Annotated in this window: 23 protein-coding genes; 15 read left to right on the top strand and 8 right to left on the bottom strand. The window is 73.5% G+C overall.

What is annotated here, in order from left to right; translation table 11 throughout:
* Window positions 1–3 precede the first annotated feature (3 nt).
* Window positions 4–4,356, bottom strand: coding sequence for a peptidoglycan-binding domain-containing protein (locus tag GSF22_RS10400; RefSeq protein WP_208813304.1), 4,353 nt, complete (start codon window positions 4,354–4,356; stop codon window positions 4–6).
* A gap of 195 nt (window positions 4,357–4,551) precedes the next feature.
* On the opposite strand from GSF22_RS10400, the gene GSF22_RS35670 reads away from it, so the two are divergent.
* Together GSF22_RS35670 and GSF22_RS10390 are read left to right on the top strand one after the other, a co-directional pair.
* Complete coding sequence (locus GSF22_RS35670) at window positions 4,552–6,726, top strand: sensor histidine kinase (RefSeq protein WP_208813303.1); 2,175 nt, start codon at window positions 4,552–4,554, stop codon at window positions 6,724–6,726.
* The gene (locus GSF22_RS10390) at window positions 6,723–7,370 is read left to right on the top strand and encodes a response regulator transcription factor (protein WP_208813302.1); all 648 of its coding nucleotides are present in this window, start codon (window positions 6,723–6,725) and stop codon (window positions 7,368–7,370) included. The genes GSF22_RS35670 and GSF22_RS10390 overlap by 4 nt, the downstream gene beginning before the upstream one ends.
* Window positions 7,371–7,397: 27 nt before the next feature.
* Here the strand turns inward: GSF22_RS10390 and GSF22_RS10385 are convergent, their stop codons facing one another.
* Window positions 7,398–8,726, bottom strand: a complete 1,329-nt coding sequence (locus tag GSF22_RS10385) for a lysyl oxidase family protein (protein WP_208813301.1) — start codon at window positions 8,724–8,726, stop codon at window positions 7,398–7,400.
* A 153-nt stretch (window positions 8,727–8,879) separates the two neighbouring features.
* Between GSF22_RS10385 and GSF22_RS10380 the strand changes: the two genes are divergently transcribed.
* Window positions 8,880–9,515, top strand: a complete 636-nt coding sequence (locus tag GSF22_RS10380) for a DUF4304 domain-containing protein (protein WP_208813300.1) — start codon at window positions 8,880–8,882, stop codon at window positions 9,513–9,515.
* Window positions 9,516–9,556: 41 nt separating this feature from the next.
* On the opposite strand, the gene GSF22_RS10375 is transcribed toward GSF22_RS10380, so the two are convergent.
* Together GSF22_RS10375 and GSF22_RS10370 are read right to left on the bottom strand one after the other, a co-directional pair.
* Window positions 9,557–9,961 (bottom strand): hypothetical protein, encoded by a 405-nt coding sequence (locus GSF22_RS10375; protein ID WP_208813299.1) that lies wholly within the window; start codon window positions 9,959–9,961, stop codon window positions 9,557–9,559.
* Between the two features lie 206 nt (window positions 9,962–10,167).
* Complete coding sequence (locus GSF22_RS10370; RefSeq protein ID WP_208813298.1) at window positions 10,168–10,326, bottom strand: hypothetical protein; 159 nt, start codon at window positions 10,324–10,326, stop codon at window positions 10,168–10,170.
* Window positions 10,327–10,500: 174 nt separating this feature from the next.
* On the opposite strand from GSF22_RS10370, the gene GSF22_RS10365 reads away from it, so the two are divergent.
* The 11 genes from GSF22_RS10365 to GSF22_RS35375 are packed head-to-tail and all read left to right on the top strand — an operon-like array spanning window position 10,501 to window position 22,428.
* Window positions 10,501–11,775, top strand: a complete 1,275-nt coding sequence (locus GSF22_RS10365) for an ATP-grasp domain-containing protein (protein ID WP_208813297.1) — start codon at window positions 10,501–10,503, stop codon at window positions 11,773–11,775.
* Window positions 11,772–12,599: a Rossmann-like domain-containing protein gene (locus GSF22_RS10360; protein WP_208813295.1), complete on the top strand. Its 828-nt coding sequence runs from the start codon at window positions 11,772–11,774 to the stop codon at window positions 12,597–12,599. The genes GSF22_RS10365 and GSF22_RS10360 overlap by 4 nt, the downstream gene beginning before the upstream one ends.
* Window positions 12,596–13,738 carry a PLP-dependent cysteine synthase family protein gene (locus GSF22_RS10355; protein ID WP_307803888.1) on the top strand — a complete coding sequence of 381 codons (1,143 nt, stop codon included), beginning with the start codon at window positions 12,596–12,598 and terminating at the stop codon, window positions 13,736–13,738. Before GSF22_RS10360 ends, GSF22_RS10355 begins: the two co-directional genes overlap by 4 nt.
* Window positions 13,729–14,772, top strand: coding sequence for a dipeptide epimerase (locus tag GSF22_RS10350; RefSeq protein WP_208813293.1), 1,044 nt, complete (start codon window positions 13,729–13,731; stop codon window positions 14,770–14,772). Before GSF22_RS10355 ends, GSF22_RS10350 begins: the two co-directional genes overlap by 10 nt.
* Window positions 14,769–16,004, top strand: a complete 1,236-nt coding sequence (locus GSF22_RS10345; protein WP_307803887.1) for an MFS transporter — start codon at window positions 14,769–14,771, stop codon at window positions 16,002–16,004. Before GSF22_RS10350 ends, GSF22_RS10345 begins: the two co-directional genes overlap by 4 nt.
* A 17-nt stretch (window positions 16,005–16,021) precedes the next feature.
* Window positions 16,022–16,873 (top strand): class I SAM-dependent methyltransferase, encoded by an 852-nt coding sequence (locus GSF22_RS10340; protein WP_244366956.1) that lies wholly within the window; start codon window positions 16,022–16,024, stop codon window positions 16,871–16,873.
* A 57-nt stretch (window positions 16,874–16,930) separates the two neighbouring features.
* Entirely contained in the window at window positions 16,931–18,499 is a 1,569-nt protein-coding gene (locus GSF22_RS10335) for an ABC transporter substrate-binding protein (protein WP_208813291.1), read from the top strand.
* Complete coding sequence (locus tag GSF22_RS10330) at window positions 18,496–19,446, top strand: ABC transporter permease (RefSeq protein WP_208813289.1); 951 nt, start codon at window positions 18,496–18,498, stop codon at window positions 19,444–19,446. Before GSF22_RS10335 ends, GSF22_RS10330 begins: the two co-directional genes overlap by 4 nt.
* Window positions 19,443–20,258 carry an ABC transporter permease gene (locus GSF22_RS10325; RefSeq protein ID WP_208813287.1) on the top strand — a complete coding sequence of 272 codons (816 nt, stop codon included), beginning with the start codon at window positions 19,443–19,445 and terminating at the stop codon, window positions 20,256–20,258. Before GSF22_RS10330 ends, GSF22_RS10325 begins: the two co-directional genes overlap by 4 nt.
* On the top strand, window positions 20,255–21,823 hold the full coding sequence (locus GSF22_RS10320; RefSeq protein WP_307803886.1) for an ABC transporter ATP-binding protein: 1,569 nt from the start codon (window positions 20,255–20,257) through the stop codon (window positions 21,821–21,823). Before GSF22_RS10325 ends, GSF22_RS10320 begins: the two co-directional genes overlap by 4 nt.
* Window positions 21,820–22,428 (top strand): GNAT family N-acetyltransferase, encoded by a 609-nt coding sequence (locus GSF22_RS35375; protein ID WP_208813285.1) that lies wholly within the window; start codon window positions 21,820–21,822, stop codon window positions 22,426–22,428. The genes GSF22_RS10320 and GSF22_RS35375 overlap by 4 nt, the downstream gene beginning before the upstream one ends.
* Here GSF22_RS35375 and GSF22_RS10310 read toward each other — a convergent pair.
* Both GSF22_RS10310 and GSF22_RS10305 read right to left on the bottom strand, forming a co-directional pair.
* On the bottom strand, window positions 22,418–22,990 hold the full coding sequence (locus tag GSF22_RS10310) for a hypothetical protein (protein ID WP_208813283.1): 573 nt from the start codon (window positions 22,988–22,990) through the stop codon (window positions 22,418–22,420). The genes GSF22_RS35375 and GSF22_RS10310 overlap by 11 nt on opposite strands.
* Before the next feature lie 159 nt (window positions 22,991–23,149).
* Entirely contained in the window at window positions 23,150–23,653 is a 504-nt protein-coding gene (locus tag GSF22_RS10305; protein WP_208813281.1) for a hypothetical protein, read from the bottom strand.
* A 58-nt stretch (window positions 23,654–23,711) separates the two neighbouring features.
* Between GSF22_RS10305 and GSF22_RS10300 the strand changes: the two genes are divergently transcribed.
* Complete coding sequence (locus GSF22_RS10300; protein ID WP_307803885.1) at window positions 23,712–24,266, top strand: HD domain-containing protein; 555 nt, start codon at window positions 23,712–23,714, stop codon at window positions 24,264–24,266.
* Here GSF22_RS10300 and GSF22_RS10295 read toward each other — a convergent pair.
* Both GSF22_RS10295 and GSF22_RS10290 read right to left on the bottom strand, forming a co-directional pair.
* Window positions 24,254–24,724 (bottom strand): NUDIX hydrolase, encoded by a 471-nt coding sequence (locus GSF22_RS10295; RefSeq protein WP_208813279.1) that lies wholly within the window; start codon window positions 24,722–24,724, stop codon window positions 24,254–24,256. The genes GSF22_RS10300 and GSF22_RS10295 overlap by 13 nt on opposite strands.
* Window positions 24,725–25,483, bottom strand: a complete 759-nt coding sequence (locus tag GSF22_RS10290) for an XRE family transcriptional regulator (protein WP_208813277.1) — start codon at window positions 25,481–25,483, stop codon at window positions 24,725–24,727.
* Window positions 25,484–25,765: the final 282 nt, after the last annotated feature.

The following is a 25,765-nucleotide window of genomic DNA, read 5'->3' as shown; positions in this document are numbered from 1 at the left end:
GTGTCACGGGGTCACCCGGGGCAGGTCGTCGAGGTCCAGGTGCAGCGAGCCCCGGGCCGCCGACAGGGTCCGCCCGTCCGCCGGCAGGACCGACACGGGCAGCTGGTACGCCGTACCGCCGGGCCAGGTCGGCCAGGCGGCCACCGCGCCGAGCGCGGCGGCGAGCACCGGATCGGTACCGGTCACCTGGTCCATGGCGGCGAGCAGGGCGGTCTCGTGTGCGTCGGTCCACCCGGTCGGCGGCCCGCTGAAGTCCGGTCCGGCGGCCCGGGCCCGGGTCAGCACGTCCCGCAGCGCGGCCGCGGCCCGGGGCTGGAGCCGCTGGGCGTCGGGCTCACCGGCGTTCGGCACCCCGAAGCCGACCAGGTCGTACGCCCGGTACGCCTGCCAGCAGGCCAACCGGGCCACCGCCCGTTCCGAGGTGAACAGGTCACCGATGCGGACCCGGCGGGGATTGCCGTCGGCGCCGGGTACGTCCGGCACGCTGGGCGCCCCGGCGGGCGCATCCCAGGGGGTGCGGAGCAGGTCGTGCAGTCCCTGCCGGGCGAACGTCCAGATGCTGCGCCGCACCCCGGCGTGACCACGCAGGGCCAGCACGAACCGGTGCACCCAGTGCCAGCCGCGCAGGTCCCGCAGTTCGAGGAGGTTCGCGACCGGTTCCCCGGCACCGCCGGTGGAGTCGCTCATCGCCACCCGGGCCCGGCTGAGCCGCAGCTCCGGCAGGAGCAGCCCGGCGCCGTCCCGACCGAAGCTCGGTACGGCGGTCAGTCCGGCCGCCCCGCCCAGCGCGTCGTACGCGTCCCGGTCGGTGGCGCGCAACGCCGCCAGCCAGGCCCACAGCACCCCCGGTTCGGCCCGCATGTCGACCGGGAGCGGCAGGTTGACCGGTGCGGTCGCCGGGCCGTGCGCCGGCCAGCCGAACGGGCCGAGCCGCAGGATCGCCTCGTCGGCGGCGACCAGGAGGTCGAACCAGGCACCGGCGGAGCGGGGTCGGCTGTTCTCGGCGACCGCCCGGAGCACCTTGAAGGTGGACAGTTGCCGGCGGGCCCGCTCGGCCACCGCCGGGTCGGCGCTGCCGGTGGCGGTGACCAGGCCGGCGAGCGACGGACCGGTGCTCTGCCCGGCCGCCGGCGGCAGCAGCGCCTCGGGCAGCAGCTCGACGGTCGGCTCGACCAGCGGACCGGCCCACTGCGGCAGGTCGGGAACGCTGCTCCAGCCGCCGAGCGGGATCAGTTCGGGATGCCCGGCCGGCGCCGGTCCGGCGTTGGCCGGGCGTCCGGTCACCACCCGGGAGTAGAGCCGCTGGTCGGCGGGGACCTCCTCGTCGGCGCGCCACACGTTCGGGGTGACCAGCCGTTGCGGGGTGCCCCCGGCGACCTGCCACATCTCCACCACCACCGGGCAGCGCCAGCGCCGGTCCCGCCAGTGCCGGACGGCCACCTGGGTGGCCAGGTCGGCCACTCCGCTGACCGGGCCCAGGTACCGTTCGGCCTCGGGCACGTCGACGGGCACCAGCCGGTCGGAGTACCGGGTGGCGGTGGCGTCGGCCGGTTCGTGGGCGACCCGGTCCCGGCGGGCGTACGTCTGGAACTCGCGGACCGCCCACCAGGTCGCCGCGTCGTACCGGCCCGGGGTCTGCGCCGCGCCGAAGCCGAGGGTGGCCAGGTCGGCCTGCAACCGGGCCACCCAGGGCTCGGTGACCACCTCGGCCGGCCGGTCCGCCCCGTCGTAGCGGGCCTTCCCGCCGGCGGTGGCGTCGCGGTCGTCGTAGCGGAGCACGAAACCGCCGTACGGCGGGGTCAGGGTCAACGAGCACCCGAACGACAGGTCCACCTTGTACGCGGTCAGCGGCGCGGCCCGTTCCTCGCCGGGTAGGTGCCACCAGAGCCGCTGGGTGGCCGACTTGCCCTCCCCCGCCGGCCAGTCGAAGGTGATCTCGCCGAGGTTGCTGTAGCCGACGATCTCCTTACCGTTGCCCCACTTCCCGAGGTACCCGTCGAGGTTGCGGGCGGCGGCCAGGTACTGCGCCAGGGCCTGCTCGCGGGGCAGCCCGGTCGGGTCGCGCACCGGTTGCGGGGTACCGGGCCGGTCGACCTGCGGGTCGGCCTCGTCGTGGTGGACGTAGCGCACCTGGACGTGCCACTCCGGCGGCCGGGACAGCAGCTTCAACCCGTCGTAGTCGCTGACCGCCGGCCGGCCGGACACCCACCAGCCGGTCAACGCGTCGGCGGCGACGGCGACCTGCTGCCCGGCCTGGAACCGCTGACCGGGCGGCGCGACCGCCTCGTTGGCCCAACCGACCAGGTCCAGGCCGGGCATCAGGTCCAGCAGCGGCAGGTAACCGAAGTCGTGCAGGTAGTGGGTCTCGTCGGACTCGTTGCGCAACGCGCTGGAGACGAAGCCGGCGACCACCCCCTCGGTCCGGTTGACCCCCTGGTACGGGTGGGCCGGGTCCGGACCGCAGGCGTACGGCAGGGTCGCCGAGTACCGGATCCGTTCGGCGAAACCGAAGTGGATGTCCCCGCCGAGCATCACGATCCGGCGGCGGCGTACCCCGTCCGGGCCGGCGGGGGCGGCGGAGAACAGCCGCCCGAGGAACTTGTGGGTGGCCGCGTCGCTGTGCACCCAGCTGTCCTGGTAGTCGGCGGAGTAGCGGGCGAAGGCGGCGAGGACCGGCTGGACGAGCTGTTCCAGCGCGGGCATGCCGAACAGCGCCACCGGCTGCGCCACCACGGTGACCGCGTCGTCGCCGAGCACCCCGCCACCGGAGACCATCTCGTTCAGCGGCGCGTCGGCCAGCAGCAGCCCGCCGGGGTGTCCGTCCCCCGCCGGGTACTGCCGCCAGGTGCGGGTGTCCAGGGCGAGGAGCTGGTAGCGGGGCCAGGTGACGGAGAAGTGGTAGGTCAGCGCCCCGGCCGGGCGGACCGGCACGCCGTGCGGGTCGATCCCGGTGGGCAGACCCAGCCGGGTCCGCATCCGCTCGTCCTCGGCGGTCGACGGCGCGGCCAGCCAGGCGGCGGTGGCGGCGAGCAGTTCCCGGCCGGGCTCGCCGGTGGCGCCCTGCGCGGCGAACCGCTGCGGGTCGTTGCCCCAGACCTGGAAGATCGCGTACGCGGCCATCCCGTTGCGGACGATCCGCCGGCCCAGGGCCGAGCCGACCACCGCCCCGGTGACGAACTCCCGGGTCATGTTCCAGTCGTCGGTGACCTCGTGGTCGTCGGCGACCAGATAGCTGGGCACGTTGGCCAGCGCCCGGCGCACCGCGACCAGCCCGGCCCGGAACCCGGTGAGCTGGATCGCCTGCCGCTGCCAGCGCAGGTACCGGTCCACGATCGGCTTCTGCTGGGCGGTCACCACGTAGTGCCGGCCGGCGAGGATCCGGTCGTAGACGTTGCCGTCGGGGCCCCGGTCCTCCTTGAGGATCCGGGTCTCGGCCGGGAAGACCTCCTCGAAGCGGGGGAACGTCGCCGGCCAGAGCTGGTCGGACCAGACGAGCAGGTACATGCACACCCACTCGCGCAGCGACATCAGATGGCTGTCGGCCTCACCGGAGGTGAACTTCGCGTCCCGGCTCAGGGTGACCGCCCGGGTACCCGGTCTGAACTGCCGGTCCAGCGGCGGCGTGGTCGACCCGTCGGGCAGCGGCTCCGGCGCCATGCCGAGCATGTCGGCGATACCGGCGCGGGCGGGTACCGCCGGTTCGCCCTCGCGGGCCGGTACGGCGTCGTGGCCGAGCACCATGGACAGCAGCGGGTCGGCGACGTTGTCGGCGTAGATCTGGTCGCCGGTCAGCACCAGCTGGTGGGGGCGGCGGTCCGGGTCACCGGCCACCGCCGCGATGACCGGGTCCAGGGTGACCAGGGCGTCCCGGCCGATGCCGTGCGGCCGACGGCAGGAGCCGTGGAACAGCCGCAGCCGGCCCGGGTCGGCCGGGGGCGTGGCGAACGTCGGCCACGCCGGTGCCCCGCCCACGGCGCGCGGGTCACCGGCGTAGGTCAGCAGGCCGCGCGCCGTGGCACCGTCGGCGGCCACCACCCCGTCGGCGAAGAGACTCGGCCACGGGCCGGACCCGCCGTCGAACGCCAGGTCGTAGCCGTAGAGCCGGCCGGGCAGCAGACCGCCGCCGGTCGCGGTCACCGCGACCACGTGCAGGTTTCCGCCGAGCGGCACGGTGCTCCGGCTACCGGTCGCCACCTGCGCGCCCCGGTCGTACGCCGGGGCCGCGCCCACCTCGAACACGGTCAGGGTGACCGTGCCGGCGGAGCGGACCGCGACGAAGACCGTCACGCTGCCCGGGTCGACCCGGCGCACCATCGGTCCGCAGAGCACGTGCGGCGCCGTGGTTGCACTGTCCATGGTGATGGGTTCCTTCCCGCGTCGTGCGCCACCGTGGGCCGCACGCCGGGGAGTCTGGGCGGGACGGGAACCCGGGCACCAGGGACAGCTGTCCCGCGTGGACGGGACAGCACCGCTGACCGGACGGCCGGCACCGGCGAGCCGTTGGGAGGGCGGCCCTTCCGGCCGGCGGACCGACGGGGGAAGAATCCCCGTGTGTCCTTCCCGTACCGCAGCGGTGACAGCCGGTCGACGCCGGCCCCGGCGACCCGTACCGCCGGGTTCCCGCCGGCCTCCGGCCGGGGGCGCAGGGTCGTCGCCCGAGCCGTACCCATGCTCAGCGGCATCCTCTCGGTCGCCGCCATGACCTGCTGGTTCCTGGCCCTGCCACCGATGACCACCGACCAGCTCTACTCACTGGTCGACCTGATGGACGGGATCATCTACGGCGGGGTCGCCTGGGTGGTGCTGAGCCGGCGGGCACACCCGGCCGGTTGGGTCGCCGCGGCGGTGGCCGTCGGTGGGTCACTGTCGGCGTTCTCCCGCCAGTGGGAGCTGCTGGCCGCACAGCACCCGCAGCTGTGGGCGCCGGCCGTGCTCACCGGCGCGCACGGGTGGGCCTGGGTGCCGGGCCTCTACGCGTTGATGGTGCTGCTGCCGTGGCTGCTGCCGGACCGACCGCTGGGCTGGTTCAGCCGTACCGCGCTCGCCGTCGGTACCGCCTACCTGGTCGTCAACCAGTGGATGGTGTTCACCTTACCGGCCCCGTACGGCCTCTTCCCGCTCGACGACCCGGCCTGGCGTACCGTGCACCGCGCCCTGTTCCCGGTGGTCGGGCCGCTCCTGGTGCCGCTCGGGCTGGTCGCCGCCGCCGGGGCGGCCTGGCGGTGGCGTACCGGGCCGCCCCGGCAGCGGCACGGGATGGGCTGGCTGACCGTCGGCAGCGTGCTGCTCTGCGTGGCGTTCCTGATGACCTCGCCGCCGGACTGGGCGGCCTTTCTGCCGGACCGGGCCGCGCCGCTGCTGATGCTGGCCTCGCAGGCGTTCTTCCCGGCCGCCGTGCTGGCGGTGGTGCTGCGCCAGCAGCTGTGGGGCATCGACCTCGCGGTCCGGCGCACCCTGGTCTGGCTGCTGATGACCGCCGGGGTCATCGCCACCTACATCGGCGCGGTGACCCTGCTCGACCGGATGCTGCCGGCCGGGTCGTTCGCCCCGAAGATCGTGGTGACCGCCCTGCTGGCCGCCGCGTTCCAGCCGGTACGCGAGTGGGTGCAACGCCGGGTCGACCGGCTCATCCACGGTGACGGCGCGGAACCGTCGATGCGGCACCTGGCGCACCGGCTGCGTACCGCCGAGAAGGGGGCACAGATGATCGAGACAGTGGCCACCGCGATCGCCACCTCGCTGCGGCTCGCCCGGGTGGGCATCGTCGTCGACACCCCGGACCCGTCCGACCAGGCCCGCCCACCCACCGTCTTCACCAGCACCGACCTCGGCAGCCCGCCCGACGACGGCCCGTCCTCCGGGGGCGGTACCCGCCGCCCGGACGTCCCGGACCCGGCGCCGACCAGCCCGGCCTGCACCACCGTCGACCTGATCAGCGGGCAGCGCCGGGTGGGTCAGCTGATCGCCTGGCCCCGGCCCGGGGAACGGCTCGACATCCGGGCGGTCGCGGCCCTGGCCGACCTGTCCCCCGTGGTCGCCGCCGTGGTCGACCTGGCCGCCACCAACGAGGCCCTCAGCCGCTCCCGGGCCCGCCTCGCCGAGGCCCGCGACGAGGAACGCCGTGCGCTGCGCCGGGACCTGCACGACGGGCTGGGGCCGGCACTCAGCGGCATCGGGCTGGGCCTGGCCGCCACCCGCAACCTGCTGCACCGCGACGTGACCGCCGCCGCCGAGCTGCTGGACCGGCTCATCGTGGAGCTGACCCAACGCGCCGACGAGGTCCGCGACCTGGCCCGTGACCTGCTGCCGCCGGTACTGTCCGACGGGGAGCTGATCCCGGCCCTGCACACCCTGCGCGACCGGTACGCGGTAGCCGGGCTGGAGGTCCGGGTGCAGACGCCCGGCCGGCTCGACGCACTGCCGGACAACGTGGCGACCGCCGTCTACGGCGTGGTCACCGAGGCGGTCCGCAACGTGCACCGGCACGCCGGGGTGGACAGCTGCACGGTCGCGGTCAGCAACCAACCGGACCGCATCCAGATCACCATCGCCGACCACGGCGGCGGGCCACCCACGGGCACCGTCGGCGGGGTCGGGTTGCAGTCGATGCGGGAACGGGCCACCGGCGTCGGCGGCACGCTGACCATCGGCCCGGCCTCCACCGCCGGCACCCCGCACGGCACCACGGTCACCCTCACCGTGCCGACCCGGGGGCGGCACGGATGACCGAACCCATCCGGGTCGTGGTGGTCGACGACCACCCGGTCTTCCGGCTCGGCATGACCGCGCTGCTGTCCACCCTGGACGGCGTGCGGTGCGTCGGTGAGGCCGCCGACGTGGACACCGCGCTGGCCGTGGTGGAGGCGGAACTGCCCGACGTGGTGCTGATGGATCTGCACTTCGCCGAGCGTTCCGGCATCGAGGCCACCGCGATCATCGCCCGGCGTACCCCGCAGGTCGGGGTCCTGGTCATCACCATGCTCGACGACGACGAGTCGCTGTTCGCCGCCCTGCGGGCCGGTGCCCGGGGGTACCTGCTCAAGGGGGCCAGCCCGGCGGAGGTGGAACGCAGCATCCGGTCCATCGCCAACGGGGAGATGATCCTCGGTTCGGCCGTCGCCGCGCAGGCCACCGCCCTGCTCTCCGGTGCGCGGACCACCCCGGCCAACCCGTTCCCGCAGCTGACCGACCGGGAACGGGAGGTGCTGGCGCTGGTGGCCCGGGGGTTGGAGAACGCGGCGATCGCCCACCGGCTCGGGCTCAGCCCGAAGACGGTCCGCAACAACCTGTCGAACATCCTGGTGAAGTTGCAGGTCAGCAGTCGTGGTCAGGCCATCGCGCGGGCCCGCGACGCCGGGCTGGGTGGCTGACCGGCCCGGGTGTCCGGCGCGGCGCGGTCAGAACCGTGGGCAGGCCGGGCCGGTGCCGAGGAGTTCGGCGTACGGCTGGTCGGTCGCCAGGCCGGAGAGCACCACGACCACCGAGGAACAGTTGTTGTCCTCCCGGGACTCGCGGAGTTTGCTGTCCGGATCGACGGTGGTGAACAGGACGTACGTCCCGTCGGCGAGCCCGTGGGTGTCGATCATCTGGTCGGGCAGGTACCAGTTGTACCGGTCGGCCCAGCCCGGTGACATGCCCATGTCGAAGTACTCGGTGCCACCCTCGACGCGTTTCGGGTCGAGGCAGGCGGGTGCCGGGTACGACAGGGCGGCGTCGCCCTTGCTGCCCCAGCCGACCAGGTCGGTGTCGGCGATGCAGAAGCTGACCTTGTCCGCGACGGCGGCCGGCGTGGTACCGACCAGGTTGCCGGCGCCGTCGGTGAGCCACAGTTCGGACTGGGCGAAGCCCTTGAAGTGGTAGTGGCTGTGCACCGGATGGAACTCGACCTGACCGGCGGGCAGGTCGGTGTGACTGCCGTCGGACCGGTGGAGCCGTTGGACCACGTCCTCGTCCTGGTAGCTGCCGGTCTGCCGGTCGAAGGCGAGTTCGACCGGCCCGGTGCCGGTGTTCTCCAGGACCTGGTCGAACCGGAGGCACTGCCGGGCACCCTGCTCGGCGCGTTCACTGTCGAAGCAGGACTGCCCGGGCTGCGCCACGTCGTCGAAGATCGTCCCGGGGTTGTCGTAGGTGACGTTCTGCTGCGGCAGCGACCGCAGGTCGGGGAGCATCTCCCGGACCGGTTCGACGGCCGGCCGGTACTCCACCTCGGCCAGCCCTTCGTAGGCGATGGCCGGGTCCGGGTCCACCGCGCCGAAGGTGACCCCGTAGGAGACGTAGACGTCGTACCGGCCGTTGGCGGCGGACGGGACGATCACCGACTGGGCGGCGCCGACCCCGGCGGTCGACGTCGCCACCAGCGCGTCGCCCCGGTACACGAACAGGCCGAGCCCGCCCTCGGTGGCTCCGTCCCAGCGGATGGCCACCTGGAGGCCACCCGGGCGGTCCCAGGTGCCGGCCGGCAGGTCGACCCGTAGCCTAAGCCGGTCGCAGTGGACCGTCCGGCACTCGGGAACCTGCGGCCGGGTCGGGCCGGTGCTGCGGACAGTCCCGGTCCAGTAGGTCGCCGGCCCGTCCGAGGTGACCGCCACGACCGCCGGGTCGGCTCCCTGCGCCGACTGCGGCACCGCCACCGCGGTCGCGGCGAGGGCGACAACTGACAGCAGCGAGGTACGACCGCGCCATCGGGCCCGGATCTTCGACGACGTACGGCTCTCCCGAATACGCATGTACGCGATCCTTCCTACCCGGAGGTTCGGCTGTACGCGGTGGCGAGCGCAGTTTACCGCCGACCGGAACAGGAATAGACCGTCTTCACCGGCCAGGAATGTCGGACCACCTTGTCGAATATCCGACCGGCCCGGCTCCCGTACCGTCGGGTCATGTCTGATCTTGACGTGGTGATGCGGGGCCTGATGCGGGACGTCGGATCCGCGCTGCGCCCGCGGGGCTTCCGGGGTTCGGCCGGCGTGTGGCGGCTGGTCACGACCGGCGGTGTCGCCGTGGTCGAGAAGCAGGGATCGCGGGGTTCGGCCTGGGACGCCAGGCTGTTCTACCTGAACACGGCCGTGGTGCCGACCGTGTGGTGGGAGTGGCGCACGGGGGCGACCGGCCCGGTCGACCGGGCCGGGCAGGCCGACGGGATCCGCCTCCTCGAAGGCCGGGTGCAGGGCACCGACCCTGCTCACGCCGACAACGGGTACGCCGACCGGTGGCGGGTGGCGGTGGACACGGACGTCGACCGGCTACGCGTGGACCTGCTCGCCGGGGTGACGCACGCGGCGGGCCGGTTGGCGGAGCTGCTGACCCCCGGCCGTTACCTCGACGAACTGCTGGCCCAGCCGGACAAGCAGGTGGGTCACTGGGAGGCGTTGGTAGTGCTGCTCGCCGAGCGCGGGCCGTCGGCGGAGCTGGACGCCGCGTACGCGGGCCTGCGCGACGCCTTCGCCGACCGGCCCCGGGCGGCGGGGCATGTCGAGCGCGTCATCGGCTGGGCACAGGCCAGGGCGGCCGGCTGACCGGGGTCCGACCACGGTTCCGGCGGACGCCACCGGCAGTTCTACGACGTGCCGGCCACCTCGCACGGCAGGCCGATGCCGAGTCTCACGTGCGCCTCCCGCCCCTGCGACCGGATCACCAGTGGCAGGCACGCCGCCCGCGCGACCCAGGTGCCACCGGCGAAGACGAGCCAGCGGGACTGGTCACCGACGGGCGCACAGGCAACCACCTGCGTGCGTACCGCCGGCTCGACCGAGGGGCCCCAGCCGACCCGAGCGTCGTCCTCCCAGCCGGGTGCCACCTGGAGATCGACGACCGCCCCGGCGCGTACGACCAGCCCCCACTTGGCGAACAGCCGCGCCGCCGGGTCGGGCTCCCCCGAATCCGCCACCTGAAGCACGACAGCACTGGGCACGGCCACGTCCGCGCCCACCAGCCGGTAGGCCGCCGGTGGATCCGGCAGCACGTTGATCGACCCGGTGCACGGCGGTCGACCCGCGCCTCCCGTCGTCGACGCCGATGCGGACCCGGCCACCTGAGACGGGGTGGCGGACGACGTCGGTCGGTCCGCGTCCCGCTGACGGGCGGCCGGTGGAGAGGTACAGGCGACCGCTGCCACCAGCAGGCACACGCCGAGCGTCGTCCACGCCGCTGCAACGCACCGCCGCACGGCTACCTCCCACCCACAGGGCGCTCTGCCGCCCGACGGCGGTCGGCGTCCTCGATGGCGTGTCGCACGGCCATCCGGATCACGACGTAGAGGACGGCCTGCCCGACGAGCCACAGGACGAACGCGAAGAACAGTTGGCTGACCGACGTGTCGAACAACATGCGGAGAACGCTAGTTCGACCCGGCCCTTCCTGTTGCCCCCGCAGCGCACGGTAGCCGGACCAAGGGCCAGGCGATCACCGTACGCGACACGACCAGCCAACCGGCGCTGGCCTTCCGAAATGAAAACCGTTACCATCCCCAAGTCCGGTCGTCGCACGGAACGGGAGTCGCCGATGGCGCATCTGTTGGTGGTCGAGAGTTGGGTGGGCGCGATGAGCGGCCTGCTCCCGAGGGCCATCCGGGAGGCCGGGCACCGTTTCACGTTCCTGACCCGCGACCTGCACCACTACCTCCGCAGCGCGCCGGCCGACCGGCCGCACCCGCTCCTGGCGGCGGAGAACGTGGTGACGACCGAGACCAACGACCTGCCGGCCCTGCTCTCCTTCGTGGACGGCCTGCACCGGGTGCTCCGCTTCGACGGGGTGGTCACCTCCTGCGACTACTACCTCGGCACCGTCGCCCGGCTGGCCGCGCATCTGGGCCTGCCCGGCGCCGCACCGGACGCGGTCGAGTGCGCGTACCGCAAGGACCTGGCCCGCGCCGCGATGCGCCGGGCCGGGGTCGACCAGCCGGCGTTCGCGGTGACCGAGGGCTGGCCCGCGACCAGCCGGGCAGCCGACGACGTCGGGTACCCGTTGGTGGTCAAGCCCGTCGACCTCTGCGCCGGGATGTACGTCCGCCGGGTGCACGACCGGACCGAACTGCGCGCGGCGTACGACGCGCTGGCCGGTTTCCCGGTCAACGCCCGGCGCCAGCCGAGGGTGCCGCTGGTGCTGCTGGAGGAGCTGCTGGACGGGCCGGAGGTGAGCGTGGAGACGGTCACCTCCGACGGTGTCACCACCGTCGTCGGGATCACCGACAAGAGCCTCGCCGGCATCTCCGGGTTCGTGGAGAGCGGACACATGTTCCCCGCACCCCTCGACCCCGACCTCGCCCGTACCGTCGGCGCGACCGCCACCGCCGCCCTGGCGGCGGTCGGCTTCGACCACGGCGTGGCGCACACCGAGCTGCGGCTGACCGGCGACGGTCCCCGGGTGGTGGAGGTGAACCCCCGGCCGGCGGGCAACCAGATCACCGAACTGGTCCGCCGGGTCACCGGCATCGACCTGCCGATGGTGTACGCGCAACTGGCGCTCGGCGAGCGGCCCGACCTGACCCCGACCGACACCGGGGTACGCAGCGCGGCGATCGCGTTCCTGCTCCCGCCACGCCCCGGTACGGTCGCCGGGATCACCGGTACGGAGGCGGTGGCCGCCGAGCCCCGGGTGGTGGACTGGGCGGTGAAACCGGCCGGACACCGGGCCGGGGAGGCGAGCAGCAACAACCACTACCTGGGTCACGTCATGGCCGTCGACACCGGCGGGGCGGGCGCCCGGTCGGTGGCGGACCGGCTGGTCGCCGGCTTGCGGGTCGGGTACGCCGACGACCTGGCCGGGGTGCCGGCGTGACCGGCCCGACGACCCGACCCGGGTACCGGACGTTCGACGCGCTGGTCACCGACGTGCTCGCCGGTCGGGTCGGCCCCGATCCGGGGCAGCAGCAGGTCAGCGTCGGTTTCGTGACCCGGCAGGGGGCCCGGCACGTCAGCCGGGGCCGGGGCTACCGCAACCACGTGCTCAGTCTGCGGGTCGGGGCGGCGGTCGGCTCGTGCGCCGTCGAGCCGGACGAGCTGCCCGACGACGTCGCGTACGCCTGCGTCGGCCGGACGGTGGCGGAACTGCTGGACCATCCGGCGCTGCCGGTTCGGGTCGCCGCGCTGGACGCGTACCTGCTCGCGGTCCGGCCGCACCCGGACACGGCCGACACGGTGCTGACCGTGCCCGCCGGTACCTCCCTGGCGAAGTCGACGGCCCGCGCGGCGGCCGTGGTGGACCTGCTGCCCTGCGCACCCGGGCAGACGGTGCTGGTGGTCGGGGTGGTCAACTCGCTGCTGGAACAGTTGCGCCGACGCGGTCTGCGCTACCTGCCGTGCGACCACGCGGGTGGCCGGACCGAGTGGGACGAGGCGTGCCTGCCCGACGCGCAGGCCCTGCTCGGCACGGCCGACGCGGTCCTGGCCTCCGGGATGACCCTGGGCAACGGGAGTTTCGCGCCGCTGCTGGCCCACGCGGCGGCCACCGGTACCCCGCTGGTGATGTTCGCGCAGACCGGCAGCGGGGTGCTCCCCTGGTTCGTCGGTTCGGGCGTGACCGCCGTGTCCGCCGAGCCGTACCCCTTCTTCTGGCTCGACGGCGGTCCGACGCCGATCTACCAGTACCGGGCGGCACCGTGACCGCCCCGCACCTGCTGAACCTGGTCGGACACACCCCGGTGCTCTTCGTGGACACCCCGCTGCCGTACCCGCACGACGGGTTCTGGGCGAAGGTGGAGTGCCTCAGCCCCGGTGGGATGAAGGCCCGCGCGGCGGTGTCCATGCTCACCGGGGCCCGCAGCCGGGGTGAGCTGCGGCCTGGTGCGCCGGTGGTCGAGTCGACCAGCGGCACGCTCGGCGTCGGGTTGGCCTTCGCCGGGCAGGCCCTCGGGCACCCGGTGGTCCTGGTCGTCGACGGTGAACTGGAACCGTCGATGCGGGCGCTGCTGCGCGCGTACGGGGCCCGGCTGGAGGTGGTGGACCGGCCGCACCCGGTGGGCGGTTGGCAGCAGGCCCGCCTCGACCGGCTCGCCGAGGTCCGGGCCGGCCTGCCCGGGTCGTACTGGCCGGACCAGTACCACAACCCGGACAACGCGGCCGGCTACACCGGGCTGGCCGACGAGATCGCCGGTCAGGTCGACGCCGTCGACGTGCTGGTGTGCAGTGTGGGTACCGGTGGGCACAGCGCCGGACTGGCCCGGGCCCTGCGCCGGTACTGGCCGGCGCTGCGGCTGGTCGGGGTGGACACCGTGGGCTCCACGATCTTCGGCCAGCCGGCCCGCACCCGGTTGATGCGCGGCCTGGGCAGCAGCATCCACCCCCGCAACGTCGACTACCGGGCGTTCGACGAGGTGCACTGGGTGGGTCCGGCGGAGGCGGTGGAAAGCTGTCGGCGTTTGGCCACCGGCAGTTTCGTCACCGGCGGGTGGAGCACCGGCGCGGTGGCCCGGGTGGCCGCCTGGACGGCGCGTACCCGGCCGGGCGCCCGGGTGCTGACCGTCTTTCCCGACGGCCCGCACCGCTACCTCGACTCCATCTTCGACGACGGGTACTGCACCCGGCACGGGCTGCTCGGCCCGACCCGGGGGCATCCGGTGGAGATCCACCACCCGCAGGCGGTCGAGGTGACCCGGTGGAGCCGCTGCCGGGTCGTCGTCGACCCAGTCGGCCCGGTCGGCCCGGGAGGCGCACCGCACACCGGACCGGCGGCACAGGGCACGGAGCCGGCGACGCCGCACACCGGCGCGGCGGGCGGGGCACGGGTGCCGGCATGGAACTGACCTGGCGGGTGTACCCGCTGGTGCTGCGCGAGCCACTGCGGATCTCCCGGTCCGCCATGGCCGGCCGGGACGCGGTGCAGGTCACCGTCCGTCACGACGGCACGGACGGCCACGGCGAGCTGGTGACCAGCACCTACCTGCGGCTCGACCTGGCCACGGCGGTCAGCGCACTGGCCGGCCTCGCCGACCGGATCGCCGGCTGCCCCGACCCGGAGACGCTGCACGCGGGCCTGCCCACGCTGACCGGCCAGGCGCCGCCCGGGGTACGGGCCGCCCTGGACGCCGCCGTGCACGACCTGCTCGGGCGGCGGGCCGGCGTACCGGTGCACCGGCTGCTCGGGCTGACCGACGGCACCCCGGTCGGCACCGCGTACACCATCGGGCTGGTCCCGCCCGACGCGGCGGCCACGGCCGCGCGGCGGCTGGTCACCGCCGGTTTCACCACCGTGAAGGTCAAGGCCGGTGACGCCGACGACGTGGCCCGGGTCGCGGCGGTACGCGCCGCCGCCCCGCAGGCCCGACTGCTGCTGGACCCCAACGGCGGCTGGACCGCCGAGCAGACCGTCCGGCTCCTCGACGCCATGGCGGCACACCGGATCGACGCCGTCGAGCAGCCGGTGCCGCCCGGTGACCCGGACCGGCTGGCCTGGATCGGGGCCCGTACCCCGGTGCCGGTCGTCGCCGACGAGGACGCCGTCAGCGTCACCGACGTGCACCGGCTGGCCGGGGCGGTCGCCGGGGTCAACGTCAAACTCGCCAGGTGCGGCGGGATCACCGCCGCCCGGGAGATCATCGACGTCGCCACCGGGTACGGCCTGGACGTCATGCTCGGCTGTCTGGTCGCCAGTTCCCTCGGCATCGCCCCCGCCGTGCACCTGACCGCGACCGCCCGCTGGGTGGACCTGGACGGGCACCTGCTGCTGGCCGACGACCCGTGGACCGGCCTCGGCGGGCACGACGGGACCCTGCGGCTGACCGGCACACCCGGGCTCGGGGTCACCGCCGTCGAGCAGCCGACGGTGGTGTCCCGGTGAGCGGCACCTGGGCGACGCTGCGCAGCTTCCCGCTGCCGGTCCGGCTGCTGGTGGTCAACCAGCTCGGCGTCAACATCGGCTTCTACATGCTGCTGCCCTACCTCGCCGGGTACCTGGCCGACGAGGTGGGCCTCTCCGCCGCCCTGATCGGGCTGGTGCTCGGCGTACGTAACCTCAGCCAGCAGGGCATGTTCCTCATCGGCGGGTCCGCCGCCGACCGACTCGGCGCCCGGGGCGTCATCATCGCCGGCTGCGCGCTGCGTACCGTCGGGTTCGCGGTCTTCGCCCTCGGGGTGTCCCTGCCGGCGCTGCTCGCCGCGTCGGTGCTGTCCGGGCTGGCGGGCGCACTGTTCAACCCGGCCGTCCGGGCCTACCTCGCCCAGGCCGCCCCCGACCGGCGGGCCGAGGCGTTCGCCCTGTTCAACGTGTTCGCCAGCGCCGGTGCGCTGCTCGGCCCGCTGGTCGGCAGCGCGCTGCTGCTGGTCGACTTCACCGCCGCCGCGATGGGCGCGGCGGCGGTGTTCGCCGCGCTGACCGTCGCGCAGGCCCTCGTCCTGCCGGCGCAACCGGTGGTCCGCAGCGGACAGACCCTCGGCCGGGACTGGCGGGAGACCCTCACCGACCGCCGGTTCCTCGTCTTCACCCTCGCGCTGAGCGCGATGTTCGCCCTCCAGAACCAGCTCTACCTGGTCCTGCCGGTACAGGCCGAACACGCCACCGGGTCACCGGTGGCGGTCGCCGCGCTCTTCGTGGCGTCGACCGTGGTGACCCTGGCCGGGCAGGTCCCGCTGACCCGCTGGCTGTCCGCCCGGACGACCCGGGGCGCCGCGATCGCGATCGGGATGGCGGTCATGGGGGCCGGTTTCCTGCTGCCGCTGCTGCCGGCCGGTACCGGGCCGGCCGGGCTGCTGCCCGTCCTGGGTGCCGCCGTACTGCTCGCCGTCGGGGTGATGACCGCCCAGCCGTTCGTGCTGGAACTGATCCCCGGCTTCGCCCGCGACGGCCTCACCGGCACCTACTTCGGCCTGTTCTACCTGGTCTCCGGGCTGGTCGCGGCGGCGGCCACCACGGCGGTCGGCCGGGCCATGGGCGACGCCGACGGGGTACCGGCCGGCGCGTGGCTGCTCTGCGCGGCGCTCGGCCTGGTCTCGGCGGTGGCGGTCCGGCTGCTGCACCGCCGGCACCGGCTCGGCCCCCGACCGGTACCCGCCGGGACGGAGGTGCCCGCATGAGCGGCGGAGGTGCCCGCATGAGCGGCCCAGGTGGCCGGATGAGCGGCGCGGCTGCCCCGGTGGCCGGTCCCGTGGTGGCCACGGCCAACCTGCTCACCGACAATCCCGAACTGTACGAGGCGCAGTTCCCGGACCCGCAGCACGCGGCGGCGACCTTCGTCGACGACCTGGTACGACGCTTCGCCCCGCAGACCGGCCCGGGACGGCGACTGCTCGACGTCGGCTGCGGTACCGGCCGGGACGCCGGCCACCTGGCCCGGATCGGGTACGCCGCGACCGGGTTGGACACCTCGGCCCGGATGCTGGAGCATGCCCGTCGGCACCACCGGCAGGCCCGGTTCGTGGCCGCCGACATGCGTGACTTCGACCTCGGTACCCGCTTCGACGTCGTCACCTGCCTGGACAGCGCGCTGCTGTACTGCCACCGCAACGCCGACCTGACCGCGTTCCTCGGCCGCTGCCACGCCCACCTCGTCCCCGGTGGACTGCTGGTCGCCGAGATGCGCAACGGCGCGTACTTCCTGGGCAACACCGACCTGCTGGACGCCCCACGGACCCGCACGGTCACCTGGCAGGGCGTCCCCTACACCTCACGGACCCGGCTCTGGATCGACCACGCCGGGCAACTGCTGCGCCGCGAACGGGTCTGGACCTGGCCGGACGGCGGGCGACCACTGGTGCAGACCTCCGCCTGGCGGCTGCTGTTCCCCCAGGAACTGCGGCACCTGCTCGACGCCGCCGGGTTCGACGTGCTCGCCCTGTTCGACCGGCCCGGTCCGCGTACCGACCCGCCGTGGCGGCCGGACGCCGACCTGTCCACCACCCTCTCCGGCGACCGCCTGCACCTGGTCGCCCGCCGCCGCAGCTGAGTCCGCCGCGACGACGTCACCTGAACCACGCACACCCTTCGGAAGGACATTTCACGCATGACCCCCTTTCTGACCACCCCCGCGCCCGGACTGAGCCGCCGTGGCCTGCTCGGTGGCGCCGTCGCGCTCTCCACGGCGCTGCTCACCGGCTGCGGCACCGACAACGCACCGGCGACCGCCCCGTCCGGTCAGCCGAAGCGCGGCGGCCGGCTGCGGGCCGCGTTCGCCGGTGGCGGCGCCAACGAGACCCTCGACCCGCACCTGGCGAACCTGTTCGTCGAGGCGTCCCGGGCCAAGGCCGTGTACGACAAGCTCGCCGACTACGGCCCGGACGTGTCGATCCAGCCGCGCCTGGCGCAGCGCTGGGAACCCAACCCCGACCTCACCCGGTGGCGGGTCAGCCTGCGCGAGGCCACCTTCCACGACGGCCGGCCGGTCCGCGCCGCCGACGTCCTGGCCAGCTACGCCCGGATCACCGACCCGAAGCGCGCGTTCCGGGCGAAGGCCAGCCTCGCGATGATCGACCTGCGGGCCAGCCGGGCGGTCGACGACCGTACCGTCGAGTTCGCCCTGACCCGCCCGTTCGCGGCGTTCGGCAACCTGCTCGCCGCGTTCGGCGCCTACATCGTGCCGGAGGGCACGGAGACCTTCGACCGGCCGGTCGGCTCCGGCGCGTTCGTCTTCGACTCCTTCCAGCCGGGCCGGTCGCTGCTGCTCAGGCGCAACCCGGACCACTGGGACGGGCCGGCGTACCTCGACGAGCTGGAATACGTGATCAGCAACGACGAGTCGGCGCGGATCAACGCGCTGCTCGGCGGGCAGGTCGAGTACGCGCACGACATCACCCCCACCACCGCCCGCACCCACGCCGGGGACCGGCGGGTCGCGATCACCCGGATGGCGAACAGCACCATGCAGGGCTTCACCATGAAGGTCGACCGGCCGCCGTTCGACAACCGGGACCTGCGTGAGGCGATGTTCCTGCTCACCGACCGGCAGCAGCTCGTCGACACGGTGCTCTCCGGTGCCGGTCAGGTCGGCAACGACCTCTACGGCAAGGGCTACCAGTACTACGCCGCCGACATTCCGCAACGCACCCGCGACCTCGACCGGGCCCGGTTCCTCGTCGACCGGGCCGGCGCGAAGGGACTGCGGATCACCCTGGACACCGCCGCCGTGGCCAGCGGGTTCGTCGAGGCGGCCACCGTCCTCGCCGACCAGGCCCGACAGGTCGGCCTGACCGTCGTACCGACCACCGGCAACAAGGACACCTACTGGAAGGACATCCTGACCAACGGGGTACTGGCCTGCTACCGCTCCGGCGCCATGCCCATCGAGACGCACATCTCCCAGCGGCTGCTCACCAACTCCACCACCAACGCCACCCGCTGGGCCCGCCCCGACTTCGACGCGCTCTACGCGAAGGCGGTGTCCAGCCCGGACGAGGCGGCCCGCCGGCAGGCGTACGGCGACATGCAGCGGATGCTGCACGCCGAGGGCGGCTTCCTGATCTGGGGCTTCGCCGACTTCCTGGTCGCCACCAGCCCGACCGTCGGCGGGGTCTCCGCCGACGCCCCCGCCAACACCCTCGACTGGGCCCGCTTCGACAAGGTCTGGCTGGGTTGAGTCTGCCCCGCTACGCCGCCGGGCGGCTGCTGCTCGGGGCCGGTCAGGTCGCCGGGGTCGTCACCGCCGTGTTCGTGCTCGCCGAGGCGCTGCCCGGGGACGCGGCCGTGGTGATCGCCGGTGACCAGCCCGACCCGGCGCGCATCGCCCTCATCCGCGCCCAACTCGACCTCGACCGGCCCGCCGGGGAACGCTACCGGGACTGGCTGGGCGACCTGCTGCACGGCGACCTGGGGGTCTCACTGGTCTCGCAACGGCCGGTCACCGAGGTACTGGCCGCCACCGCCGCGCCGACGGTACTGCTGGCCACGGCGACCCTGCTGCTGCTCGTCCCGCTCGCCGTCGGGGTGGGCATGCTGGCGGCCCGCCGCGAGGGCGGCCGGCTCGACCGGTCGCTGTCCGCGGTGTCGGTCGGCCTCTACGCGGTACCCGAGTTCGCGCTGGCCATCCTGCTCGCCGCGCTGTTCGGCGTACACCTGGGCTGGTTCCCGCCCACCGCCGTCGGCACCGACGGGAACCTGCTGGCCCAGCCGGCGGTGCTGGTACTGCCGCTGCTGGTGCTGCTGGCCCGGCCGATCTGCTCGATCAGCCGGCTCACCCGGGCCGGCATGGTCGACGCGGTCCGCTCCGGGTACGTCGCGCACGCCCGCCGGCTGGGCATCCCGGCCCGACGACGGTGGCTGGCCCACGCCCTGCCGAACGCCCTCGCCCCGGTGGTGCAGCAACTCGCCCGCACCACCGACTGGCTGCTCGGCGGGGTGATCGTGGTCGAGGCGGTGTTCGTCATCCCCGGCCTCGGTACCGCCCTGGTCGACGCGGTCACCGCCCGGGACGTACCCACCGTGCAGGGCCTCTGTGTCCTCGTCGCGGTCACCACCGTGACCGTCAACCTGGCCGCCGACCTGGTCGCGTTCCGGCTGGCCCCCCGCACGGCGGGTGCCCGGTGAACCGCCGGCTACGGACCGTCGGCGGCGCGGTGCTGCTCGGCGGACCGCTGCTGCTCGCCCTGACCGGGCCGCTGCTGGTAGACGGACCGACCGGGCACGGCCGCCCGTTCGACCCGGCCGGTCCGCTCGGCACCGACTTCGTCGGCCGGGACGTCGTCGACCAACTGCTCCTCGGCGGCCGGTCCGTGGTGCTGGTCGCGGTCGCCGCCACCACACTGGCGTACCTGGTCGGCGTGCCGGTGGGCCTGCTGGCCGCGACGACCCGGCACCGCCTGGTCGACGAGCTGCTGATGCGTCCGCTGGACCTGCTGCTGGCCGTACCGTCCCTGCTGCTGCTCATCCTGGTCGCCGCGACCGCGCCACGCGGCCCGGTCACCCTCACCGTGCTCGTCGCGCTGATCGCGCTCCCGGAGGTCGCCCGGGTCACCCGGGCCGCCGCGCTGCCGCTGGCCCACGGCACCGTCATGGAGGCCATGCGGCTGTACCGGGAAACCTGGTGGCGACGGGCGATCGGCCACGTCGCCGTCGGTATCCGCCGGGTACTGGCCGCCGACGCCGGGGTCCGCTTCATCGGCGCGCTGTACCTGGTGGCCACCGCCAGTTTCCTCGGCGTGGGGGTGGCACCCGACGCCGCCGACTGGGCGGTGATGGTGGACCGCAACCGGACCGGCCTGTTCCTGCAACCCTGGGCGGTCGTCGTACCCGCCGCGCTGATCGTGGCCATGGCGGTCGGCGTCAACCTGGTCGCCGACCGGTTGCTGGCCGGTCACCGGTCGACCGCCGAACGGGACGCGGTGGAGGTGCTCCGGTGAGCGCTCCCCTGCTCCGGGTCACCGGGCTGACCGCCCACACCGGCAGCGGGAAACCGCTGGTCGACGGGGTGTCGTTCACGCTGGCGGCCGGGCAGGTGCTGGCCGTCATCGGGGCGTCCGGCAGCGGCAAGACCACCACCGGCCGCGCCCTGCTCGGCGAGACCGGGCCGGGGGTACGGCTCACCGGTCGGATCGAGTTCGCCGGCCGACCGGTCACGCCGGACAGCCCACCGCCACCGGGCACGGTCGGCTACGTACCCCAGCAGCCCGCCGCCGTGCTCAACCCGGTCCGCCGCGTCGGGTCGGTGCTCCGCGAGATCGCCCACCGCCACGCCGCCCCGGGCGGCACGGGCCGTACCCCGCTCCGCCAGGCCGTGGCCGGCGCGCTCGCCCGGGTCGGCCTGCCGGACAGCCGGGACCTGCTGCGCCGCTTCCCGCACCAGCTCTCCGGCGGGCAGCAGCAACGGCTCGTCCTCGCCCACGCGCTGCTGTCCCGGGCCCGGCTGCTGATCGCCGACGAACCCACCACCGGACAGGACCGCATCAACCGGGCCGACATCGCCGCCGAACTGCGTGGACTCGCCACCGCCGACCTGGCCGTCGTGCTGCTCAGCCACGACCTCGACCTGGTACGCGCCGTCGCCGACCACACCCTGGTCCTGGCGCACGGGACGGTACGCGCCAGCGGGCCCACCGCCGAGGTCCTCGCCCTGCACCAGCCACCCCGTACCGTCGGCGGCGGCCGGTCGACCGACGGTGACCGACCCGACCGGGACCGCCCGCCGGTACTGCGGGTCACCGGGTTGGTGGCCCGGCACCGCGACGGCGCCCGCCGCCCCACCGTCCTGCACGGTGTCGACGCCAGCGTCACCGCCGGACAGTGTCTCGCCGTGGTCGGCCGATCCGGCAGCGGCAAGACCACCCTGGCCCGCTGCGTCGCCGGCCTGCACCGGCCGGCTGCCGGCACCGTCGAGTTGGACGGTCGACGGCTGGCCGCCGGCCTCGACCGGCGCAGCCGCACCGACCTGGCCGCCGTCCAGTACGTCTTCCAGGATCCCCGGGCCAGTTTCCACCCGCACCGGCCGCTGCTCGACCAGGTGGCCCGGGTCGCGGTACGGCTGCGGGATCTGCAACCGGCGGCGGCCCGGCAGGCCGCGCAGACCGTCCTCACCCGGGTCGGCCTCACCGAGGAGTTCACCGGCCGGCACCCCGACCGGCTCTCCGGCGGGGAACTGCAACGCGCCGCGCTGGCCCGCGCCCTGCTGGCCCGGCCCCGGCTGCTGATCTGTGACGAGATCACCTCCGGGCTGGACGCCGGGACCCAGGAGCGCATCCTCGACCTCGTCGAGCAGTTACGCCGGACGGATCAGGTGACCCTGGTCGTGATCAGTCACGACCGGGAGGTCGTCGCCCGGCTCGCCGACCACGTCGTCGTGCTCGACCGGGGTCGGGTCGTGGAGCACGGTCCGGCGGCGGACCTGCTCACCGCCGGTCGGCATCCGCTGACCCGCGCCCTGCTCCGCCCCACCGACCAGCTGACCACGAAAGCGAGCGAACCACGGTGACCGGACACCTCGTCGACGACTACACGGTGCGGCCCGCTGCGGCCCGGGACCTCGCCGGTGCCCGCAGCGTCATGCTGGACACCTTCTACCACGTCTTCGGCCACGGGTACCGACCACAGTGGCATGCCGACGTGATCGACCTGGCGGACACCTACCTGCGGCCGGAACGCCACGCCCTCTTCGTCGCCACCCTCGGCGACGAGGTCGTCGGCACCACCGCCGTCCGGGCGGCGGCACCGCAGAGCCCACCGCATCCCCAGTTCCTCGCCGACCGGTACCCGCAGGCGAGCACCGCGCAGCTGTTCCGGGTGTACGTCCGACCGGAGCACCGCCGCCGGGGACTGGCCCGGGCGCTGGTGGACCTGGCCACCGGGTTCGTCGCCGCGCAGCCCAGCTACCGGGTCCTCTACCTGCACACCGACACCCGGGTCGCGGGGGCCGAGGCGTTCTGGCGGTCGGTGGCGGAGCCGGTCCACGACGCCCGCGACGGGCGCCCGGACACCCACCAGACGGTGCACTTCGAGATCCCGCTGCCGGGCCGGACGGCGTGGGACCTCGGGGCGGGACACCGCCCGGAGGTGGCGGCGGGGTTGGTCAGCCGGTGACCGCGACCACCACGATCCCGCCGCCGGCCAGCACGTCGAGCACCATGCAGAACTCCGTCAGGGAGCGGGGTACGGTCTGGTTGCGCCGGTAGAGGACCACGTCCCAGATGGCGTGGCAGGCCAGCACGGCACCGGCCATCGCCAGGCCGACCCGGGGCGAGAGGAAGAGCGTGACCACGGCCAGCCCGCCGTACACCGCCAGCGCGAGAGCCTGGGCGGCGAGTGGGACACGCGGCGCCCGGACGGCCACCCCGGCGACGATCAGCACCAGTGACGTGATGCCGGCTCCCGCCCACCAGGGCAGACCGGCGAGTTCACTGGCCACGATGACGATGCTGCCGCCAAGGATGCCCGCCCAGCCGACCCACGGCCGGTTGAACGCGGCGGCGCCGAGGTAGCACAGGCTGGCCACGACGACGGTGATCGCGCCCGACTCGCGGTTCACCCCGCTGGCCAGGGACAGCACGGCAGCGGCCAGCCCGAGTGCGCTGGGCCAACGGTGCAGGAGCTTCGGGTGGTCGGTGGTACGGACACGGGAGCGGTCACGGCCCGAGGTATCCATACCGGCGATCATGTCGCCGGCCGACTCCGATGTCGAACGACTTGTCGGGAAGCTGCCTCGGCGCTGCCGGCTCCGGCCTGCTCAGCGGATGTCGCCGTTACCGGTCGACACCGTCCGTCGTGGAGCGCGTCGTCAACGAAGCCGAGTCCGGCCGGCGACCTACTGACTCCCGACAGCGGTGTCGGCGCCGCTCAACCAGCCTTTGAACCGCAGGTACGGCTGGACCCGCTCCGGTATCGGCTCCCGGGTGAGGAACCACTCGTCCGCCAGGGAGGCGATGACCAGATCGGACCCTTCGAAGCGCAGCAGGACTCCGCCCACGGCAGGCCATTCGACGTACCCCTGGAGAAGCCCGACATCGACGAGGTGTTGTCCGATCACGCTGCCCAGCAGATCCGCAGGGTCTACCGGGCCGACCACCGTGCTCCCGTACTCCTGCATGTCGTAGGACGGGTACGGCGCTTCGAACTCCAGGTCCAGCCGTTCGCCACAGCCGTGGGCCATGACAGGCGGACTGCCCTCGAAGTGCAGCCAGAAGTGCACCAGGCCCTCGATGCCCGCCAGCGGCCCACCGTCGGGGCAGGACCGCGCTTCGGTCACCGCGAGCAGGCGCCGGCCGAGAAGTGGGCGAAGCAGCGCGGCGACCGTCGCGGGTTCCTCCATATCGCAGACCGTAGACCGCCAGCAGGAAGAACCCGAGTCGGGGCCGTACGTTGTGGGGGTGGAGTTGACCGACAGTGCACGGGATCTCGCCGCGACGATGCTGGGTGAGTCGTTGCCGCGTCGGTGGCGGCATGTGCAGGCGGTGGGTCGAAAGGCTGAGCGGGTGGCGGCGGTGTTGTCTGAGCCGGATCGGGACGTGTTGGTCGCGTCGGCGTGGCTGCACGACGTCGGCTACGCCCCGGAGTTGGCGGAGGTCGGCTTTCATCCGTTGGACGGTGCACGGTGGCTTCGCGCGCAGGGCCTTCCGGAGCGGGTGGTGTGCCTGGTCGCGCACCACACCTGTGCGGAGTTGGAGGCGCAGGAGCGGGGGTTGGCGGCGGAGCTGGTTGCCGAGTTCGTTCGGGAGGAGTCGGCGACGACCGATGCGCTCTGGTACTGCGATGCGACGACCGGGCCGGACGGACAGGACTTCGATGTGCTCGACCGGCTGGCGGAGATCCGTGCCCGGTATGGTCCGGCTTCGCTGGTGACGCGGTTCGTCGATCGGGCGGAACCGGAGATCGTGGCGGCGGTGCGGCGTACCGAGGCGCGGCTTGCCGGTCAGCCGATGTAGGGCTGCGACAGGTTGGCGTACCCGTGGTCGATGCGTAGCCGCATGGAGGGGTGGATGTCGAGGGTGTCCAGGGCGGTCCGGTCGATCCAGGCGACCCGCTTGGATTCGCTGCTCTCGGTCGGGTTGCCGGAGAGGTAGCGGGCGCGGAAGCAGATGGAGAACTGCTGGCGGACCTCGCCGTCGCTGTAGGCGATGATGTGGTTCGGGTCGGTGTAGATCCCGACCAGGCCGGTGACCTCGATGGTGATGCCGGCTTCCTCGTGAGTCTCGCGGACGATGGTCTGCGCGATGGATTCGCCGAAGTCCTGGGCACCTCCGGGGAGTGCCCACAGGCCGTTGTCGGTGCGTTGGATGAGCAGGACCCGGTCGTGTTCGTCGCGGACGAAGGCGGTGGCGGCGACGACGATGCTGTTCGGTGTGGGGGCGTTCGGGTCGTGGAAGTACTCGGTGCGCGCCACTCAGGGTTCTCCTTGCTGACCCCATGCCGGCCTGGCGGTTGACCATACCCGGTCGAAACTGTCGGCGTAGAGGCCGAACAGCTCCCCGTCGGCGGTCTGGCGCAGGTGCAGGGTGGGGGCGTGGGCTGCGGGAAAGCCGAAGACGTGGGTGTTGACGAGCATCTCGTCGTCGAACTGGTAGATCGAGTTGTACAGCGTCGTGCGGTGCAGGCGGATGCTGATGCCGGCCACCTCTCGGAGCTTCTGGTACCACGAGAGGACGTTACGGATCTTGGCGGCGATGGCGTCGCCGATGCCTTCCTCGGTGCCGCGTTTCGCGACTTCGCCCGCTTCGGGGTCGCCGAGCGCGATACGTATCCTCGCGCCGGCTGCGGCTTTCTCAGTGAGTGTGGATATCAGTCGCGGGTACTGCTCGGGTAGGAACAGGGCCGCGTACACGAGGATGGCGATGTCGCTGGTGGCATCGGCCAGCAGGCGTTGCCACATCTCGGTCGGGACTGTGGCCCGGCGTGGGTAGAGCCGGACCACCTCCGACCGGGGCGGCTCGTTCCCCGCGCGGTTCTGGGTGGCGTCGGGCCAGAGGTACGTCTGGCTTTCGGCGAGCAGGGCGGCCAGGGCGTAGCGGTACCGGGGGTACGGGATTCGGTTCTGCGTGATCCACCGCTCGACTGTCTTCGGGTCGACCTTCAGCGTGGAGGCGAGATCGCTGGGCGTCATCTGCTTGCGGTACATCGCGTCGCGTAGGCGATCGTTCGCCATACCCGCCTCCAAGACCGTTAGGGACGACTAACCATAGGCAAGACGTCCATAGACGCACAACTCCACGTGGTTAACCCGTCACCCCTTGGTGGCGAGAGTGGTGGTCATGAACGACTCCATGACCACCGTTGATCACTTCCCCGCAACCGGCACGGAACCGGCAGGTTCAGATGGCGGTCGCGTCGGGTCGTGTTGAGGCTGGCCCGGGGTGGGTGCTGGTGTGATGCCGCGACCCGAACGACGGCCCGTGAATGGCCCGCCCACCCCGGGCCAGCCTCAACA

This window comes from Micromonospora echinofusca (assembly GCF_017614955.1).
In the GTDB taxonomy this organism is placed as follows: Bacteria; Actinomycetota; Actinomycetes; order Mycobacteriales; family Micromonosporaceae; genus Micromonospora; species Micromonospora echinofusca_A.
This window is presented reverse-complemented; position numbering and strand designations above follow the sequence as displayed.

Coding starts and splice junctions, on each gene's coding strand:
- GSF22_RS10400 (WP_208813304.1), bottom strand. CDS start 4,356: ATGGACAGTGCAACCACGGCGCCGCACGTGCTCTGCGGACCGATGGTG.
- GSF22_RS10390 (WP_208813302.1), top strand. CDS start 6,723: ATGACCGAACCCATCCGGGTCGTGGTGGTCGACGACCACCCGGTCTTC.
- GSF22_RS10335 (WP_208813291.1), top strand. CDS start 16,931: ATGACCCCCTTTCTGACCACCCCCGCGCCCGGACTGAGCCGCCGTGGC.
- GSF22_RS10350 (WP_208813293.1), top strand. CDS start 13,729: ATGGAACTGACCTGGCGGGTGTACCCGCTGGTGCTGCGCGAGCCACTG.
- GSF22_RS10290 (WP_208813277.1), bottom strand. CDS start 25,483: ATGGCGAACGATCGCCTACGCGACGCGATGTACCGCAAGCAGATGACG.
- GSF22_RS10305 (WP_208813281.1), bottom strand. CDS start 23,653: ATGGAGGAACCCGCGACGGTCGCCGCGCTGCTTCGCCCACTTCTCGGC.
- GSF22_RS10370 (WP_208813298.1), bottom strand. CDS start 10,326: ATGTTGTTCGACACGTCGGTCAGCCAACTGTTCTTCGCGTTCGTCCTG.
- GSF22_RS10380 (WP_208813300.1), top strand. CDS start 8,880: ATGTCTGATCTTGACGTGGTGATGCGGGGCCTGATGCGGGACGTCGGA.
- GSF22_RS10385 (WP_208813301.1), bottom strand. CDS start 8,726: ATGCGTATTCGGGAGAGCCGTACGTCGTCGAAGATCCGGGCCCGATGG.
- GSF22_RS10340 (WP_244366956.1), top strand. CDS start 16,022: ATGAGCGGCCCAGGTGGCCGGATGAGCGGCGCGGCTGCCCCGGTGGCC.
- GSF22_RS10365 (WP_208813297.1), top strand. CDS start 10,501: ATGGCGCATCTGTTGGTGGTCGAGAGTTGGGTGGGCGCGATGAGCGGC.
- GSF22_RS10310 (WP_208813283.1), bottom strand. CDS start 22,990: ATGGATACCTCGGGCCGTGACCGCTCCCGTGTCCGTACCACCGACCAC.